The following is an 18263-nucleotide window of genomic DNA, read 5'->3' as shown; positions in this document are numbered from 1 at the left end:
AACCGGGGATGTCCGGCGAGCGGCCGGGTTCGGCGCGGCACATGCATTCGCCAAACCGTATTTCATGTTAGGTCGCAGCAACGGCCGATACAATAGCGGACTCGTAACGCGTGTAACCGGATGTTTGCCGGCACGCGGCGCGCACCGGTATGGCGCACAACATGCCCGCCAGCCCTTGAAATCGGTGTGAACGCCCCTACTATGCAAAGGGATTTGAACCGGTGGCGCATCGTCGTGGTGCGCCGCAAGAACCTTTTGACGACTCAAGCTCATGACTGAACCGCAAAACACCCCCGATCAGCCGATTCCGTCCCAGGCCGAAGCGGCCCCGACCGACGCTGCGGGCGCGAACGACGCGCTGCCCTCGGTCGAGGCGCAACTTCTGGCGGCACAGGCCGAGGCGGCTGCCCTGCGCGACGACGCCCTGCGCGCGCGCGCCGAGATGGAGAACGTCCGCCGCCGTGCGGAAGAGGATGTGGCGAAGGCCCGTAAATTCGCCGTCGAGAGCTTCGCAGAGAACCTGTTGCCGGTGATCGACAGTCTGGAAGCTGCCGCGGCCGACCAGAGCGGCGACGTGGCCAAGCTGCAGGAAGGGGTTGCCCTGACGTTGCGCCAGCTCGTCTCGGCGCTCGAGCGCAGCCGGGTGACGGTCATCGACGCGGCCGGCGTGAAGTTCGATCCGCATCAGCATCAGGCCATCTCGATGGTGCCCTCCGAGCAAGAGCCGAACACGGTCGTGACGGTGCTGCAAAAGGGGTACCTGATCGCCGAGCGCGTGCTGCGCCCGGCGCTCGTGACCGTCGCCGCGGCCAAGTAATTCACGGCGCCGGGCCGGCGTCGAGCGCCATGACATCATGGCAAGCTTCGACGTTCCGGCAGGCGGCACGACCGGCGGGACCCCGGCGCTGCACGGGTTTCCCGCGGATGGCGACGTCGGCACGGGGCGCTGCAAAACCGGACGACAAGAAGGGTCTTGAAATGGACCGGGCTGCACCCATATGACGTGCAGATCAACGATTTAAGCGGGCTACAGGCCCCACGGAACGACGCAAAGGACGCTAGGAGAAATAGTCATGGGCAAAATCATCGGTATCGACTTGGGCACCACGAACTCGTGCGTGGCCGTCATGGAAGGCAATCAGGTCAAGATCATCGAGAACGCGGAAGGTGCCCGCACCACGCCGTCGATCATCGCCTATATGGAAGACGGCGAGATTCTGGTCGGCGCGCCGGCCAAGCGCCAGGCGGTGACCAATCCGAAGAACACGCTGTACGCCGTCAAGCGCCTGATCGGCCGTCGCTTCGAAGAAAAGGAAGTGCAGAAGGACATCGGCCTGATGCCTTACAAGATTGTCAAGGCTGACAATGGCGACGCCTGGGTGGAAGTGCGCGACCAGAAGCTGGCCCCGCCGCAGATTTCCGCCGAAGTGCTGCGCAAGATGAAGAAGACCGCCGAGGATTACCTGGGCGAGCCGGTCACGGAAGCCGTGATCACGGTGCCGGCCTACTTCAACGACAGTCAGCGTCAGGCGACGAAGGACGCGGGTCGTATCGCCGGTCTGGAAGTCAAGCGCATCATCAACGAGCCGACCGCTGCCGCATTGGCATTCGGTCTGGACAAGAAGGAAGGCGGCGACCGCAAGATCGCGGTGTATGACCTGGGTGGCGGCACGTTCGACATTTCGATCATCGAAATCGCGGATGTGGACGGCGAACACCAGTTCGAAGTGCTGTCGACCAACGGCGACACGTTCCTCGGTGGCGAAGACTTCGACCAGCGCATCATCGACTACATCATCGGTGAGTTCAAGAAGGAACAAGGCGTCGATCTGTCGAAGGACGTGCTCGCGCTGCAACGCCTGAAGGAAGCTGCCGAAAAGGCCAAGATCGAGCTGTCGTCGAGCCAGCAGACCGAAATCAACCTGCCGTACATCACGGCTGACGCCTCGGGTCCGAAGCACTTGAACCTGAAGATTACGCGCGCCAAGCTCGAAGCGCTGGTCGAAGAGCTGATCGCCCGCACGATCGAGCCGTGCCGTCTGGCCATCAAGGATGCCGGCGTGAAGGTGAGCGACATCGACGACGTGATTCTGGTCGGCGGTATGACGCGCATGCCGAAGGTGCAGGAGAAGGTCAAGGAGTTCTTCGGCAAGGAACCGCGCAAGGACGTGAACCCGGATGAAGCCGTGGCGGCAGGCGCCTCGATTCAGGGCTCGGTCCTCTCGGGCGACCGCAAGGACGTGCTGCTTCTCGACGTGACGCCGCTCTCGCTGGGTATCGAAACGCTCGGCGGCGTGATGACGAAGATGATCACGAAGAACACCACGATTCCGACGAAGCACTCGCAAGTGTTCTCGACGGCCGACGACAACCAGCCGGCCGTGACGATCAAGGTGTATCAGGGTGAGCGCGAGATGGCCGCCGGCAACAAGTCGCTGGGCGAGTTCAACCTCGAGGGCATTCCGCCCGCCGCACGCGGTACGCCGCAGATCGAAGTGACCTTCGACATCGACGCCAACGGCATTTTGCACGTCGGCGCGAAGGACAAGGCGACGGGCAAGGAAAACAAGATCGTCATCAAGGCGAACTCGGGTCTGTCGGACGCCGAGATCGAGCAGATGGTCAAGGATGCCGAGCTCAATGCCGAGGAAGACAAGAAGGCGCGCGAACTGGCCGACGCCCGCAATCAGGGCGACGCCCTGGTCCACAGCACCCGCAAGGCGCTGACCGAGTACGGCGACAAGATCGAAGCCTCGGAAAAGGAAGCGATCGAATCGGCCATCACGGCACTGGAAGATGCGCTGCGCGGTTCGGACAAGGCAGACATCGATGCCAAGGTCGAGGCGCTGGGCACGGCCAGCCAGAAGCTCGGCGAAAAGATGTATGCCGACATGCAGGCGCAAGCCGGTGCTGCGGGTGCCGCGGGCGCCGAGCCGGGCAAGCCGCATGACGATAACGTCGTCGACGCCGAAGTGAAGGACGTCACCGACAAGAAGTAAGGCGTGCATGGCGCGCGACGCACGCGAGTGTGCGTCGCGTGTAGGCCGGGTATCGAAGTTCTCTGCCAAGGGAATCTCGACCCGGCTTTTTGCCTGATGGCGACATGCGCCAACATTGGAAAGACTTATGGCCAAACGTGATTACTACGAAGTGCTTGGCGTTGCCAAGAACGCCGCCGACGACGAAATCAAGAAGGCGTATCGCAAGCTGGCGATGAAGTACCATCCGGACCGCAATCCGGACAGCAAGGACGCCGAAGAGAAGTTCAAGGAAGTCAAAGAGGCTTACGAGATGCTCTCCGAGCCGGAGAAGCGCGCTGCGTACGACCAGTACGGTCACGCGGGCGTCGACCCCAATATGGGCGGCTTCGGCGGGGCGGGCGGACAGGGCTTCGGCGGCTTCGCGGACGCGTTCGGCGATATCTTCGGCGACATCTTCGGCCAGGGTGGTCCGGGCGGTGCGGCCGGCCGGGGTGGTCGCGGCGGTCCGCAGGTGTATCGCGGCGCCGATCTGCGCTACAACATGGAGATTACGCTCGAGCAGGCCGCGAACGGCTTCGACACGCAGATTCGCGTGCCGAGCTGGGACGAATGCGAGATCTGCCACGGTAACGGCGCGAAGCCGGGCACGAAGCCCGAGACCTGTCCGACCTGTAACGGATCGGGCGCGGTGCGCATGTCGCAGGGCTTCTTCAGCATTCAGCAGACCTGCCCGAAGTGTCACGGCACCGGCTCTTACCTGCCCGACCCCTGCACGAACTGCCACGGCTCGGGCAAGATCAAGAAGACCAAGACGCTGGAGATCAAGATCCCGGCGGGTATCGAAGACGGCATGCGCATCCGCTCGGCCGGCAACGGCGAGCCGGGCGTGAACGGCGGTCCGGCGGGCGACCTGTATGTGGAAATCCACATCAAGGCGCACAACGTGTTCGAGCGCGACGGCGACGACCTGCATTGCCAGATGCCGATTTCGTTCGCGACGGCGGCCCTCGGCGGCGACATCGACGCGCCGACGCTGCACGGCAAGGCGACGTTCGAAGTGCCGGAAGGCACGCAGACGGGCAAGACGTTCCGCCTGCGGGGCAAGGGCATCAAGGGCCTGCGCGCGAGCTATCCCGGCGATCTGTACGTGCATGTGCAGGTGGAAACGCCGGTCAAGCTCGACGACAAGCAGAAGCAAATGTTGCGCGACTTCGACACGGCACTCAAGGCTGGCGGCGCTCGCCACAGTCCGCAGACGAAGGGTTGGTTCGACCGCGTGAAGCAGTTCTTCGAGTAATTCCATGTCATGTGAAGCCCCCTTGGCCGCGTTCGCGCTGTTGGACGACAGCGCGGATCCGGCCGGCGGGGCGCGTCTGTATACCGGGCTCGTACGCGAGGTGACTTGCGACGAGCCCGATTTGCTTTCGGACGCGCTTCGCGAAGTGGAAGACGCCACGCGCCACGGCCTGCATGCCGTGCTGCTGGCCGACTACGAATTCGGTGTACGCCTGGCCGGCGTGCACACGGTGGCGACGCGCCGCGCGCGGGGACGATTGCGCACCCTGCTGTTTCGTGAGTTGCAGCGGCTCGACGCCACGCAAACGCAGGCCTGGTTGTCGCAGCGCGAAGCGGCGGATGCCGGCGACGCGGCGGCGGCAGCGGCCGGAAGCTATGGCACCGGCAACGGAAGCGGCAACGGCAAGGGCAACGGCAACGGCGATGGCATCGCAACGCCTGGCGTGGCGGGCGTCGCGGCGCTGCACAGCGATGTGAGCGACGCCGCCTTCGACGACGCCATCGCCCGCATCCACGACTGGCTCGCGCAAGGCGAGTGCTATCAGATCAACTACACCTACCGTCTCAATTTCGACGCGTTCGGCTCGCCGGTCGCCTTGTATCGCCGGTTGCGTGCGCGTCAGCCGGTGCCGTACGGCGCGCTTGTGATGCTACCCGGCGCGTCGGGCGTGGCCGGCCGGGCGATTCTCTCGCTCTCGCCGGAACTGTTCCTGCGCCATTCGTGCGGCGAGATGGAAGCGCGTCCGATGAAAGGCACGGCGCCAGCCAGCGGCGACGCATCGGTCGACGCCGAACGCAGTGCCGCGCTCGCGGCCGACGAGAAGAACCGCGCCGAGAACGTGATGATCGTCGATCTGTTGCGCAACGATCTCGGACGCCTCGCAATCCCCGGCTCGGTCAAGGTGCCGAAGCGCTTCGAGGTGACGCGCTTCGCGAGCGTCCTGCAGATGACATCGACCGTCACGGCCACGCTGCCGCCGGCGGCAACGTTTGCCGACGTGCTGCGCGCGCTGTATCCCTGCGGGTCGATTACCGGCGCGCCGAAACATCGGGCGATGCAACTGATCGGCGAACTCGAGGCGTCGCCGCGCGGGCTCTACACCGGCGCGATCGGCTGGCTCGATGCGCGGGAAGACGACCCGCAGGCGCTCGGCGACTTTTGCCTGTCCGTCGCCATCCGCACGCTCGAACTCGAGGCCCCGGACGCCAGCGGACTGCGGCGCGGACGGTTGGGCGTCGGGGCGGGTATCGTGCTCGACAGCCGGGCGGACGAGGAGCGCGAAGAGTGCAAGCTCAAGGCGTGCTTCCTGAGCGCGCTCGATCCGGGCTTTCAACTCTTCGAGACGATGCAGGCCACGCAGGCGTGCGGCGTGGCCCATCTTGGACGGCATCTGGCGCGCCTGGCGGCGTCAGCGAAGTGCTTCGGCTTTCGCTTCGACGAAGCGGACTTGCAGGCGCAGATCGACGCGGTCGTCGCCACGCTGGGCGAAGAAGGCGTTCACCGTGTGCGTCTCGCGCTCTCGCATGACGGCACGGTCGCGATGACGCACGCCGTGCTGGCACCGCTACCGGGCGACCCCGTCAAGGTGTTGCTGGCGGCGGCCAGCGATCCCGCGTGCACGACGCGCGCGAACGACCTGTTCCTGCGACACAAGACAACGGTGCGTGCGCGTTACGATGCGGCGTGGAAGGGCGCAGAAGCGAAAGGGGCGTTCGACGTGCTGTGCTTCAATGAGCGTGGCGAGCTCACCGAGGGCGGGCGCAGCAATGTGTTCGTCAAGCGAGACGGCATCTGGATGACGCCGCCGCTGTCGTGCGGCGTGCTGCCGGGCGTGATGCGCGGCGTGATGCTCGATGACCCGAAGTGGTCGGCGGTGGAAGCCGTGCTCACGCGCGACGACGTGCTGAGCGCGCAGGCGATCGTGGTGTGCAATGCGCTGCGCGGGCCGCTGCCTGCGATGCTGCTGGCGGATTGATTGACGCCGTCATCGATGCCGCTGACGGCGACGACGCTGACAACGCCAATGACGCCAATGACGCCGCTGCCACCGACGACGATGCGGACGACGACAGCGACGATAGCGACGACGACACCGTCAACAGGGACACCGACGACGGGAAGCGACAGACGCATGGCGGCGCCAAAATGCGCCGCCATGCGTCATGCCATCAACTGCCCTGACGCGCGGCCATCTGCGGTACGAACAGTTCGTTCCACTTCGACGGACGCGTCTTGATCGTGCCCGCGCGGCTCATGAACTCGACATACTGCATCAGGCCATTGGGCGTGGTGGTGAACTTCATGCCCGGGTCGGCCAGAATCTGCTCGATGTCGGCTTGCGGCACGTTCATCTTCGACACACGCAGGTACGTCTGCGCGGCACCGACGCGATCCTTGGCGATGTACGCGGCGGCTTCATCCTGAGCGTCCAGGATTGCCTGCACCAGCTTCGGATTCTGCACGGTGAACTGCTTCGGCGCGAATACCACGTCGATGGTGATGTTGCCGAGCACGTCGGTGGAATTCAGCACGCGCTTGATGCGCGGGTCCTTCAGTTCCTGGTACGAGAATGGCGGCGAGGTGAAGTGCGCCGTGATTTCCGTCTTGCCGGAGAGCAGGGCGCTGACGGCTTCGGGATGGCTCAGGCTGACCGTGAGCGGATCGAGCTTCGCGTAGTTCTCGATGCCGAAGGCTTTGGCCGCCGCCATTTGCAGCAGCACGGCGGACAGCGACGTCTTGATGCCCGGAATCGCGATCTTGTCCTTCGCGGTGAAGTCCTTGAGCGACTTGATGTTCGGGTTGTTCGTGTTGAGCCAGAGCGGGCCGCTCGAGAGGGCCGACAGACCGATCACTTCCGAGCGCGGAATGCCGTGTGCCTTCGACCACAGCGTGACGAAGCCCGGCGCGCCCGTACCCGCGACATCGAGATTGCCGGCGAGCATGGCGTCGTTGATGACGTTGCCGCCGTCGAGAACGGTCCACGTCGTCTTCACGTCGCCCAGGCCCAGCGCTTTCGCGTGCTTCTCCACGAGATGCTGGTCACGCATGACCATCAGCGGCAGATAGAGAATGCCGTAGCCGTGCGACAAGCGCACGGTGCTCGCTTCGGCGTGCGCCACGTTGCCGAGCGTGGAGAGGGCGGTCGTGGCGGCGAGCGTCAGCGCGCTTGCCCAACGGGTGAAATGGCGTCGATTCATGGTGTTGTTGTCTCCGGATAGTTGGAATTATTCATACCCCCGAAGGGGCGTCAATCAGACACAGCCGCAAAAAATCGTGGGTGAACGGTGCGTAAATCGTGCTTGATCCGTCTTTGCACCGTGTGTCAGTGCTGCATGCCCCAGCGGTGCAGGGTGCGCTTTTCGATGCGGGCGAACAGCAGGTTCTCGACCGCGAGCCCGATCAGAATCACAAAGAACAGCCCGGCGAACACATTGGCCGTCTCCAGCGAGTTGCGGTTCTCGAAGATGTACCAGCCAAGACCGCCCGACCCCGACGACACGCCGAACACCAGTTCCGCGGCGATCAGCGTGCGCCACGCAAACGCCCAGCCCACCTTCAGCCCGGTGAGAATGCTCGGGAACGCGGCCGGGATGAGCACATGCCGAACCAGTGCGAAACGCTTGAGCCCGTAGTTTTGCCCGACCATGCGCAGCGTTTTCGATACCCCGCGAAAGCCGCTGTGCGTGTTGAGCGCCACGGCCCACAGCACCGAGTGCACGAGCACGAAGATCACACTGCCGTTGCCGAGGCCGAACCAGATCAGCGCAAGCGGCAACAGCGCGATGGCCGGCAGCGGGTTGAACATGGCGGTGAGCGTCTCGAGCAGGTCGTTGCCGATCTTCGAGCTGATGGCGACGGTGGTGAGCACCGCCGCGAGCCCGATGCCGATGCTGTAGCCGATGAGCAGTGTTTTGAGCGAGACAGCCGCGCGCAGCAGCAGCACACCGCTCGTCAGCCCGCCGGCGAAGGCGGTGACCGTGTCGGTGAAACTCGGGAAGAGCAGCGCGTTGTCGAGCCAGCGGCCGTAGATCTCCCAGATCAGGGCGAGCACGCACAGGATGAGGGTCTTGCGCAGCCAGCTCAGGCGATACAGCGTCTCGAAGGTCGAGAGCGGACGCTGAATCGAGGACAGCTCGGCGGGCGTCGGTTCCAGCACGAATTCCGGACGGTAGACCGGTTCGAGGGGCGCCTCAAGGGCAGCTTCAAGGGGCGCTTGCGGGGACGAAGGGGAGTGTTGCGAGGTCATGGCGTTCATGGCCGTCTCCTCAGTGGGCTGCGAACAGCAGTTGATCGATGCGCGTCTCGAGCGCGCTCTGGTGCGCCGTGCCGAGCTGCTCGGGGGCGATGCTATTGAGTTCGGCCTTCACCTGGCCAGGGTGCGGCGAGAGCAGCAGAATGCGCGTGCCGATGCGAATCGCTTCGTCGATGCCGTGCGTGACGAACAGCACCGTGAAACGCGTGTCGTCCCACAGGCGCAGCAGCTCGTCCTGCATCTTGCGGCGGGTGAGGGCGTCCAGCGCGGCGAAGGGCTCGTCCATGAGCAGGACGTCGGGCTCCATCGCCATGCCGCGCGCGATGGACACGCGCTGCTTCATGCCGCCCGAGAGCGTATGCGGATAGCTGTCGATGAACTTCGCGAGTCCGACCTTTTCGATGTAGTGCGCAGCGCGCTCGGCGGCTTCGCGTCGTTTGAGGCGGCCGCTGGCGATGAGCGCGAACTCCACGTTCTGGCGCACGGTCTTCCACGGCAGCAACTGATCGAATTCCTGGAACACCATCATGCGATCGGGGCCGGGCTCGGCGATCGTGCGGCCCTTGAGGCGAATCTCGCCGTGGACCGGCGGCAGATAGCCGCCGATCGCCTTGAGCAACGTCGATTTGCCGCAGCCCGACGGGCCGAGCAACACGAACCGGTCGCCCGGATAGACGTTGAAGCTCACTTGCTGCGCGGCGGTTACCAGGTAATCGTCGGTCTTGTACTGCAGCGTGACGCCGTCGATTTCGAGCAATGGCGGCACCGAGGACGCAGCGGTCCCGGTGGCGCCCGCATGGGGGGCGTTGTGCATTGCGTGTCTCCTGAGGGATGCTTTTATAATCGGTTCCCATGCTAAGCAGCGAAGCTGTAGCGAAGCTGACATGCCGGGCGCGTGGCGCCCAAAGTCAGGGGAAACCCCGAGGAAGTCGCCGACGATTTCCGAGAGAATCCCGAGACCATCACGGACATCCGCCGGGCAATCGCAGGCAATAGCGGGAACTACCGGGCCGTCCGTGATCACCATCGAAGGAGACTCAGGAACCATGCGCATCATGCTGGTGGAAGACACCGCCGATGTCGCCGAAGCGATTGCCACCCAGTTGCGCAGGCTCGGCCACGCGCTCGATTGCGAGACCGACGGCGCGGCCGCCGCGGCACGCATCGGCGACGATTACGACCTGTTGATCCTCGACGTCATGCTGCCGCACATCGACGGCTTCGAGTTGCTGCGACGCGTGCGCGAGCGCGGCTTGTCCACGCGCGTGCTCATGCTTACCGCCTGCGCGGAGATCGAAGAGCGAGTGCGCGCGCTCGATCTCGGGGCCGACGATTACCTCACCAAGCCGTTCGATTTTCGCGAGCTGGAGGCGCGTGTGCGTGCGCTCATGCGTCGCACCGGGCAGGACGCCACGAACCGGCTGACGTGCGCCAATCTCACACTGGATCGCAAGAGTCGCGGCGTCGAAGTCGATGGGTTGCCGATCGAACTCACGCGCCGTGAGGTGACACTGCTTGAAATTCTCGCGGCGCGCCCGGGACGCATCTTCGGCAAGGACGAACTCATGGATCGCCTGTATGGCGACGAGCCCGCGCCGAACGCCAATGCCATCGAGCAATATGTGGCACGCCTGCGCAAGAAGCTCGCCGGCGCGCAATTCCAGATCCGCACGTTGCGCGGACTGGGCTATCAGCTTGTGCTGTCATGATCGTCCCTGGCCGTTCCCTGTATCTGCGACTGGTCGTGCGCATGGGCGCCGTGCTGGCGCTCGCCGTGGCGGCCGTGCTGCTCGGCATCTGGTTCTCGACGCGTGCGGCCGTCGACCGCGCGTACGACCGCTGGTTGCTCGGCAGCGCGCTGCAGGTCGCGGAAAACACGTGGTATCAGAACGGTGAGGTCAACGTCGACGTGCCGCTCGCCGCCTTTTCCGCCCTCGCGCCCGGCGATCAGATCTTCTACAACGTGCTCGATCCGAACGGCCGCTCGGTCGCGGGCGATTCGGAGTTCCGTCCCGACATTCCGTGGGACAAGCTGGCCGACGGGCCGGTCGTGGTCGACGGCACCTACCAGGAGATGCCCATCCGCATCGCCATCGTCGGGCGTCGCATGCCGGTGACGGCGCCGCATCCGTGGGCCGTGGTGGCGCTGGCGCACACGCAGAATGCGCGAGTGCGGTTCACGCGCGGCCTGGCGGACAACACGCTGCTCATCACCATCGCCACCGGCGTGCTGACGATGCTCGCGGCGCTGTGGACATTGCGTCAGGCGCTCGCGCCGCTCAAGCAGATCGAGTCGGCGATCCGGGCGCGCGATTCGAACGACCTTGTGCCGCTGGCGGTGACGGCGCCGGCCGAGACGCTGGCGCTCGTCGGGGCGATCAACGACTTCATGCAGCGGCTGGCCACCTCGCGCGCACTGATGCGTCGTGTCATCGGCGACGCCGCGCATCAATTGCGCACGCCGGTGACGGCGCTCACCGCGCAAGCGGAAATGCTCACGCAGACGCAGGACGAGGCGGCGCGTCAGGCGCATATCGCGCGCATCCAGAAGCAGGCGCGGGGGCTGGGCGGACTCATTCACCAGTTGATCAATCACGCGATGGTGCAGCATCGCGCCGACAGCGTGGCGCCCACGCCTGTCGATCTGAACGCGCTGTTGCCGGAGGCGATGCGCGAGACGCTCTCGTATGCGACCCGCGATATCGATGTTGCCCTTCACGCACCCCCGACGCCCTGCATGATCGTCGGGGATGCCCTGAGCCTGCGTGAAGCGATCAAGAACGTGCTGGTCAACGCGCTGGCGTATGGCGCACCGCATCGACTTCATGTCGACGTGACGGGCGTCGACGATCAATGGCGCGTGCGGTTCTTCGACGATGGGCCGGGCATCCCCGAGTCGGAATGGCAGCGTGTGCGCACGCCGTTCTCATCGCGCGCCGACGGTCGCGAAGGGGCGAGCCTGGGCTTGGCGATGGTGGCCGAGGTGATGCTTGCGCACGGCGGAGCGATGACGTTCGAGCGCGGGCACGACGGGGGATTCGCCGTCGTATTGACGCTGCCGATGGCAGGATGAACGCGACGGGAGTGCGGAAGGGGGCGGACGACGGGCTGACGACGTGCGAAAGGATCGCGGAAGGGGGCGGACGACGGGCTGACGACGTGCGAAAGGATCGCGGAAAGGCGGCGGACGAGCGGCTGACAGCGTGCGAAAGGATTGCGCAAGGGGGACGAGGGGCTGACGCCGCGGGGAAGGATCGCGGGACGTTCGTGCGCGAGTGGAAATGCAGCGCGGACAGCGGCAGCGGCTCGTCGCCGAGCCGCCGGTTTGTCATCGCGAGCGAGGTGTTCGCTCGCTCAGAAGCAATGCGCTTGGGCCGGGAACGTGCCGTGCTTGACCGCTTGCACGTACGCTTCGATGGCGGCCGCAATGCTCGGTTGGCTTTCCATGAAGTTCATCGAGAACTTCGGCGACTTGCCGGGGAACACGCCCAGCATGTCCTGCAACACCAGCACTTGTCCGTCGCAGTCGGGACCGGCTCCGATGCCGATGGTCGGCATCGTCGGCACTTCCGGCGTGACGCGTGCCGCGACGGCCGCCGGAATCGCTTCGAGCACGACCAACTGCGCGCCTGCGGCTTGCAGCGTACGGGCATCGTCGATCAATTGCGCTTGCGCGGCATCCTCGCGCGCCTGAACCTTGAATCCACCGAACGCATGCACCGACTGCGGCGTGAGCCCCAGGTGCGCGCACACGGGGATACTACGCTCCACCAGAAAGCGCACGGTCTCGGCGAGCCACGCGCCGCCCTCGATCTTCACCATTTGCGCGCCGGCCTGCATGACGGTCACGGCGCTCTGATACGCCTGTTCCTTCGTGCCATAAGTGCCGAACGGCAGGTCGGCCAGCACCAGCGCCTTGTCGACGCTGCGCGCCACGCATTCGGTGTGATAACAGATGTCGCGCAACGTGACGGGCAACGTCGTGCGCTGGCCTTGAATCACATTGCCGAGCGAGTCGCCGATCAGAATGGCATCGACGCCCACACGGTCGAGCAGCGCGGCGAAACTCGCATCGTACGCGGTGAGCATGGCGATCTTCTCGCCCCGCTCGCGCATCTGGGCAAGGCCGGGAACGGTCACGGCCTTGCGATTGGATTCTTGCAGATAACTCATGTCAGCCTCGGTTCATGAGGTGTCGCCCGTGCGCCCGCGCCGGGCGGGAGACGATCAGGGGCGAGCGCCCTTGACGAAGACTTCCTTGCGTCCGCGCATCTGATCGATGCGCTCCACCAGCAGGGCGAAGTCGTTGTCGTTATGCGCCGGATCGAATTGTTCCGTATCGACGGTCAACACCGGCGCAGCGGCGTAATGATAGAAGAATTCACCGTAGATGTCGCACAGCGCGCGCAGATACGTGTCGGGAATTTGCTGTTCCATCGGAATGGCGCGTTTCTGAATGCGCGCGAACAGCGTTTCGGGACTCGCCTGCAGATGAATCACGAGGTCCGGCGCCCGGTGCGGGCGCTCGATGTGCGTGACCAGCTTGCGATACAGATCGAGTTCGTCGGCCGCGAGCGTGAGGCGCGCGAACAGACCGTCCTTCTCGGGAAGGAAGTCGGTGAAGATCGGTTTGCCGTCGATCTCGCGGCGGGCGATTTCCGTCGCTTCGTCCACCCGCTGCAAACAGAACGACAACTGTGCGGGCATCGCGTAGCGCGCGCTGTCGCGGTAAAAACGTTCGAGAAAGGGGTTGCGCGTGGGCTGCTCGAGCATGACGTCGGCACCGGCGGCGTTGGCCAGGCGTTGCGCCAGCGAGGTCTTGCCCACGCCGATCGGGCCTTCGACCGCCAGGTATCGAAAACGCCCGAGGGCGGGCGATCTCATGAGGCGACGGCGCGCTTCGTCGGGCAGCAGCACTGCGCGACGCGCTCGATGCGCTGGTCGGCGACGTCCAGCAGCAGGGCGCTCACACGCCCCATGCCAGGGATGTCGAGTTCGGGGGCCAGATCCGCGAGCGGGCGCAGCACGAAGGCGCGCGAGGCCATGCGCGGGTGCGGGACGATCAGGTCGGGTTCGGCGATGCACTCGTTGCCGTACAGCAGCACATCGAGATCGAGCGTGCGCGGCGCATTCTTGAACGGCCGCTCACGGCCGAAATGCAATTCGATCTTCAGGCACAGCGCGAGCAACTGACGCGCGCTGAGGCTCGTCTCGACGGCGACGGCGCAATTGAGATAGTCGTCGCCGCTCGATTCGATAGGCGCCGTGCGATACAGGTCCGACTTGCCAATGATGGTGACGCCGATCTGCTGCGCCAGGCAGACGATGGCGTCCTTGATCGATTGGCGGGCGTCACCGAGATTCGCGCCGAGCCCGATGTAGGCAACAGTCATGAAGCACCTTCGGAACCATGCTGTCGCGATGATACCCGCTTGCCCTGATTCTCGCTCGTCGCGGTCTCATTGCCGCTTGCGCCGTCGCCACGTTCGCCACCGCCGGAGCCTTCAACGCTGCCCGAGCCTTCGCCACCGCGTCCGCCGGTCGGCTTGCGACGACGGCGGCGGCGCTTGGCGGCGGGCGTGGTGCCGGGGCCGCTGCCCTGGGAAAGCAGGGCATCGCGTGCGGCGGCGTCGCCTTCGAGGAAATCCGTCCACCACTGGCCGGCTTCGGCCGGGACTTCACCGGATTCGCAACGCAACAGCAGGAAGTCGTAACCGGCGCGAAGGCGCGGATGCTCGAGCATGCGCAGCGGCGTGCGGCCCACGCGTTTGTCCAGACGCACCTGCAAGCCCCAGATTTCTTTCATGTCGGCGACAAATCGGCGCTGGATCGCCAGCTTGCCGGTTTGCGCATCGAGCACGTCGTCCATCGCGAGATGCAGCGCCGGAATCGGATACTCGCCGGCACTTTGATAGGCCTGCCACTTTTCGAGCACGAGATGCCAAAGCAGGGCGGCGAACAGGAAACCCGGCGAGACCGGCTTGCCCGCGCGAATGCGCGCATCGGTGTTGGCCAGCGCCAGCATGACGAATTTCTCACCCAGCGGCTGCTCCAGCACCACGTCGAGCAACGGCAGCAGGCCGTGATGCAGGCCCTGCTCACGCAGTTGCTGCACGCAGGCCCACGCGTGGCCCGAGAGCAGCAGCTTGAGCATTTCGTCGAACAGACGCGCTGCCGGCACATTGTCGATGAGCGGCGCGAGCTGCGGAATCGGTGCGGCCGTCGCGTCGTCGATCTTGAAGCCGAGCTTTGCCGCGAAACGCACCACACGCAGCATGCGCACGGGGTCTTCGCGGTAGCGCGTGGCCGGGTCGCCGATCATGCGCAGCACGCGCTTCTGAATATCTTCCCAGCCGTGGTGGTAGTCGTGCACCGTCTGGGCTGCCGGATCGTAATACATGGCATTGACGGTGAAGTCGCGCCGAGCGGCGTCCTCTTCCTGCTCACCCCAGACGTTGTCGCGCAGCACGCGGCCCGATTCGTCGGTGACGTGCGTCTTGCGGTCGAGTTCGCCCTTTTTCGGACGACGTGCGCCGATCTGCTCACTGTCGACGGCATCGACCAGCGCCCGGAACGTGGAGGTCTCGATGATCTCCTGCCCGAACTGCACGTGCACGATCTGGAAGCGCCGGCCGATGATGCGCGCGCGGCGGAACAGGCGCTGAACCTGTTCGGGCGTGGCGCTGGTGGCGACGTCGAAGTCCTTCGGGGCAATGCCCAGCAGCAGATCGCGCACGGCGCCGCCGACGATGAAGGCCTCGAACCCGGCTTGTTGCAGCGTGTCGGTCACGCGCACGGCGTTCTTCGAGAGCAGGCTCGGATCGATGCCGTGGACCGAGACGGGAATGACGACCGGCTTGCCGGTCGGGGGCAGGCTGCCTGCGCTGCCTTCGGCCTGGCTGTCTTTGCCAAGCAGTTTTTTGATGAGTTTGCGGATCACTGGAACAACTCGAGAATGGGCCAGCGACGCGCCAGCGCGATATCGCGCAGCGCCTCATCGGGGTTCGTTGCCACCGGATGATTCACCTTCTCCATCAGGGGGACGTCGTTGGCGGAATCGCTATAGAAAAAGACGTGGTCGAAATCGTCCCACGTCTTGTCGAGGCTGGCGAGCCAGGCTTCGGTGCGCGTGATCTTGCCTTCGCGGAAGCTTGGCGTACCGACGTAGTCACCGGTATAGCGTGCGTTCGGCGCGTTCGGATCGTCGCCGGCCACTGCCGGCTCGGTGCCGATCAGATGGTCGACGCCGAATGCCCGGGCGATCGGGCGCGTGACGAACGTGTTGGTGGCCGTCACGATGGCGCACAGGTCGCCCGCCTGGCGGTGCGTGTCGAGCAGCGCGAGCGCTTCGGGACGAATATGCGGCAGGATGGCTTCTTCCATGTACTGCGTGTGCCACGCGTCGAGCTGGTCGCGCGGATAGCGCGCGAGCGGCGCGAGGCAGAAACGCAGATAGGCCGGCATATCGAGCCGGCCGGCGCGGTAATCCTGGTAGAACGCCTCGTTGGCCTGCGCGTACGTATCACGCTCGACGGCGCCCTGGCGCACGAGGAAACGGCCCCACTCCTTATCGCTGTCCGTGGGCAGCAGAGTGTGGTCGAGATCGAAGAGGGCTAAATTGGTCATTGCGCGAATTTTACCTGAAGCTACGGCCTGCTTACCTGAACCGACGCAACACCGGTCAGTTTTTCCCGTCGGAGGCGCCCGGATCGGTGTGGGTGAGCATCTGGCGCAGCAACGGCAGGGTCACCGCGCGCTTCTGCTCCATCGAGAAGCGGTCGAGGCGGTCGAGCAACGCCATCAGGCTCGACATGTCGCGCTCGAAGTGCGTGAGCAGATAGGCGGGCACGTCGCTCGCCAACTGCAAACCGCGCTCGCGGGCGGCATTCTGCAACGCCTGTTTCTTGCCGTTATCGTCGAGTCCCACAATGTGAAACACGAGGCCCCAGCCGAGGCGGGTGCGCAGGTCTTCGCGCAGCGGCATGTCGACGGGGGGCTGCGCGCCGGCGGCCACGAAGGCGCAGTGCGGGCGGGCGCGCGTCTCGTTGAACAGGTTGAAGGCGGCGATCTGCTGGGTGGGCGAGAGATGGTCGCAGTCGTCGACGCAGTAGACCGTGCTCGCGTCGTCGAACGTGAAGGCGGCCAGCGGGCTGTTCGGGCGCAGATAGCGCGCGCTCGGGCCGATGGCATGGCACAGGGCTTCCATCAGGTGGGTGCGGCCCGATCCGGCCGTCCCCCAGAGGTAGATGCCGCGGTCGCGCGCCGTGCCGGCCGAGAGTTCGGCGGGCAGGCCGGCGAGCGTTTGCGCCGCCTCGCGATTGGGCCCGACAATGAAATTGTCGAACGTGGCGGGCGGCGGTGTGCCGAGGTCGAGAAACAGTTGCTGGATCACGAACGATGAAAAGCCGGCAGAAGGCCGGCGGAGTACGGTTTGCAGGGCACGCCGGCGTCGGCTGGCGTCCGATATCCGGTTTGCGTGCCGAAAGGTCACGCGCATCGGGTAAAATCGCATTTTACCGAACCTTGATGCATTCCCGTCATGTCACACCCTAACGAAACTTCCGGCCTTTCCTATCGCGACGCTGGCGTCGACATCGAAGCGGGCGACGCATTGGTCGAAGCGATCAAGCCGTTTGCCAAAAAAACCCTGCGCGACGGCGTGCTGGGCGGCATTGGCGGCTTTGGCGCACTGTTCGAAGTGCCCAAGCGCTACAAGGAGCCGGTGCTCGTTTCGGGGACCGACGGCGTGGGCACCAAGCTCAAGCTGGCCTTCACGCTGAACAAGCACGACACGGTCGGCCAGGATCTGGTGGCCATGAGCGTGAACGACATTCTGGTGCAGGGTGCCGAGCCGCTGTTTTTCCTCGACTACTTCGCCTGCGGCAAGCTCGACGTGGCCACGGCGGCCACCGTTGTCAAGGGCATCGCCCAGGGCTGTGAGCTGGCGGGCTGCGCCCTGATCGGCGGCGAGACGGCCGAAATGCCGAGCATGTACCCGGACGGCGAGTACGATCTGGCCGGCTTCGCCGTCGGCGCGGTCGAGAAGAGCAAGATCATCGACGGCACGACCATCGTGCCGGGCGACATCGTGCTGGGTCTGGCGTCGTCGGGCGCGCACTCGAACGGTTATTCGCTGGTGCGCAAGATCATTGACGTCGCCAAGCCGGATCTGGACGCCGACTTCCACGGCCAACCGCTGCGCGACGTGCTGATGGCCCCGACGCGCATCTACGTCAAGCCGCTGCTGGCTCTGATGCAGACGCTGCCGGTCAAGGGCATGGCCCACATCACGGGCGGCGGTATCGTCGAGAACATTCCGCGTGTGCTGCAGGACCACCTGACGGCCGACATCCAGCAAGACGCCTGGACGCTGCCGCCGCTGTTTCAGTGGTTGCAGCAGCATGGCAAGGTGGCCGACGCCGAAATGCACCGCGTGTTCAACTGCGGTATCGGCATGGCGGTGATCGTGTCGGCCGCCGACGCCGATGCAGCCGTCAAGCACCTCGAAGCCTCGGGCGAGACGGTCTACCGTCTGGGCACGATCCGCGAGCGCAAGGAAGGCGAAGCGCAGACGATCGTGTCGTAAGCGGCCAGCGAGGGCGGTCGCGCCCTCGCAGCAAGCCCTCGCAGCAACGTACCCTAGCAAGCCCGCCGGCGCATCGCCCGGCGGGCTTTGCTTTTTGTGTGGCGCGTTCGGTGGCCTTATCCCTGCATCCAGCCTGCATCCAGCCTG

Annotated in this window: 16 protein-coding genes; 7 read left to right on the top strand and 9 right to left on the bottom strand. The window is 65.1% G+C overall.

Annotation, left to right across the window (positions count from 1 at the left end; all coding sequences use genetic code 11):
* The first annotated feature begins 271 nt into the window (after positions 1 to 271).
* From grpE to PEP31012_RS01865, 4 genes are all read left to right on the top strand, one after another.
* The gene (gene grpE, locus PEP31012_RS01880; RefSeq protein ID WP_150587651.1) at positions 272 to 817 is read left to right on the top strand and encodes a nucleotide exchange factor GrpE; all 546 of its coding nucleotides are present in this window, start codon (positions 272 to 274) and stop codon (positions 815 to 817) included.
* A gap of 256 nt (positions 818 to 1073) precedes the next feature.
* Positions 1074 to 2999, top strand: a complete 1926-nt coding sequence (gene dnaK, locus PEP31012_RS01875; RefSeq protein ID WP_150587650.1) for a molecular chaperone DnaK — start codon at positions 1074 to 1076, stop codon at positions 2997 to 2999.
* A gap of 127 nt (positions 3000 to 3126) precedes the next feature.
* On the top strand, positions 3127 to 4278 hold the full coding sequence (dnaJ, locus tag PEP31012_RS01870; RefSeq protein WP_150587649.1) for a molecular chaperone DnaJ: 1152 nt from the start codon (positions 3127 to 3129) through the stop codon (positions 4276 to 4278).
* Between the two features lie 4 nt (positions 4279 to 4282).
* Positions 4283 to 6253: a chorismate-binding protein gene (locus PEP31012_RS01865; RefSeq protein WP_150587648.1), complete on the top strand. Its 1971-nt coding sequence runs from the start codon at positions 4283 to 4285 to the stop codon at positions 6251 to 6253.
* A 193-nt stretch (positions 6254 to 6446) separates the two neighbouring features.
* Here the strand turns inward: PEP31012_RS01865 and PEP31012_RS01855 are convergent, their stop codons facing one another.
* The 3 genes from PEP31012_RS01855 to PEP31012_RS01845 form a co-directional block, all read right to left on the bottom strand.
* Entirely contained in the window at positions 6447 to 7475 is a 1029-nt protein-coding gene (locus tag PEP31012_RS01855) for an ABC transporter substrate-binding protein (protein ID WP_150587646.1), read from the bottom strand.
* 125 nt (positions 7476 to 7600) lie between these two features.
* Positions 7601 to 8533 (bottom strand): ABC transporter permease, encoded by a 933-nt coding sequence (locus tag PEP31012_RS01850; protein ID WP_246171100.1) that lies wholly within the window; start codon positions 8531 to 8533, stop codon positions 7601 to 7603.
* 10 nt (positions 8534 to 8543) lie between these two features.
* Positions 8544 to 9344, bottom strand: a complete 801-nt coding sequence (locus PEP31012_RS01845; protein ID WP_150587645.1) for an ABC transporter ATP-binding protein — start codon at positions 9342 to 9344, stop codon at positions 8544 to 8546.
* 232 nt (positions 9345 to 9576) lie between these two features.
* Here PEP31012_RS01845 and PEP31012_RS01840 point away from each other — a divergent pair, with 232 nt between their 5' ends.
* Positions 9577 to 10239, top strand: a complete 663-nt coding sequence (locus tag PEP31012_RS01840; protein WP_150587644.1) for a response regulator transcription factor — start codon at positions 9577 to 9579, stop codon at positions 10237 to 10239.
* Positions 10236 to 11603, top strand: a complete 1368-nt coding sequence (locus PEP31012_RS01835) for a sensor histidine kinase (protein ID WP_150587643.1) — start codon at positions 10236 to 10238, stop codon at positions 11601 to 11603. The genes PEP31012_RS01840 and PEP31012_RS01835 overlap by 4 nt, the downstream gene beginning before the upstream one ends.
* Positions 11604 to 11884: 281 nt before the next feature.
* Here the strand turns inward: PEP31012_RS01835 and panB are convergent, their stop codons facing one another.
* Genes panB through hda form a run of 6 tightly spaced genes read right to left on the bottom strand, consistent with a single transcriptional unit; the run spans position 11885 to position 16922 of the window.
* Positions 11885 to 12703: a 3-methyl-2-oxobutanoate hydroxymethyltransferase gene (gene panB, locus PEP31012_RS01830; RefSeq protein ID WP_150587642.1), complete on the bottom strand. Its 819-nt coding sequence runs from the start codon at positions 12701 to 12703 to the stop codon at positions 11885 to 11887.
* Between the two features lie 54 nt (positions 12704 to 12757).
* Positions 12758 to 13414 (bottom strand): deoxynucleoside kinase, encoded by a 657-nt coding sequence (locus tag PEP31012_RS01825; RefSeq protein ID WP_150587641.1) that lies wholly within the window; start codon positions 13412 to 13414, stop codon positions 12758 to 12760.
* Entirely contained in the window at positions 13411 to 13923 is a 513-nt protein-coding gene (gene folK, locus PEP31012_RS01820) for a 2-amino-4-hydroxy-6-hydroxymethyldihydropteridine diphosphokinase (RefSeq protein ID WP_150587640.1), read from the bottom strand. The genes PEP31012_RS01825 and folK overlap by 4 nt, the downstream gene beginning before the upstream one ends.
* On the bottom strand, positions 13920 to 15470 hold the full coding sequence (gene pcnB, locus PEP31012_RS01815; protein WP_150587639.1) for a polynucleotide adenylyltransferase PcnB: 1551 nt from the start codon (positions 15468 to 15470) through the stop codon (positions 13920 to 13922). Before pcnB ends, folK begins: the two co-directional genes overlap by 4 nt.
* Positions 15467 to 16156 (bottom strand): histidinol-phosphatase, encoded by a 690-nt coding sequence (locus PEP31012_RS01810; protein ID WP_150587638.1) that lies wholly within the window; start codon positions 16154 to 16156, stop codon positions 15467 to 15469. The genes pcnB and PEP31012_RS01810 overlap by 4 nt, the downstream gene beginning before the upstream one ends.
* A 55-nt stretch (positions 16157 to 16211) precedes the next feature.
* Positions 16212 to 16922: a DnaA regulatory inactivator Hda gene (gene hda / locus PEP31012_RS01805; RefSeq protein ID WP_150587637.1), complete on the bottom strand. Its 711-nt coding sequence runs from the start codon at positions 16920 to 16922 to the stop codon at positions 16212 to 16214.
* 147 nt (positions 16923 to 17069) lie between these two features.
* Here hda and purM point away from each other — a divergent pair, with 147 nt between their 5' ends.
* Complete coding sequence (gene purM, locus PEP31012_RS01800) at positions 17070 to 18116, top strand: phosphoribosylformylglycinamidine cyclo-ligase (protein ID WP_150587636.1); 1047 nt, start codon at positions 17070 to 17072, stop codon at positions 18114 to 18116.
* Positions 18117 to 18263 lie beyond the last annotated feature (147 nt).

This window comes from Pandoraea eparura, assembly GCF_902459725.1.
Lineage (GTDB): Bacteria > Pseudomonadota > Gammaproteobacteria > Burkholderiales > Burkholderiaceae > Pandoraea > Pandoraea eparura.
Note: the sequence above shows the minus strand (reverse complement) of the source record. Positions and strands in the feature narration are given on the sequence as shown.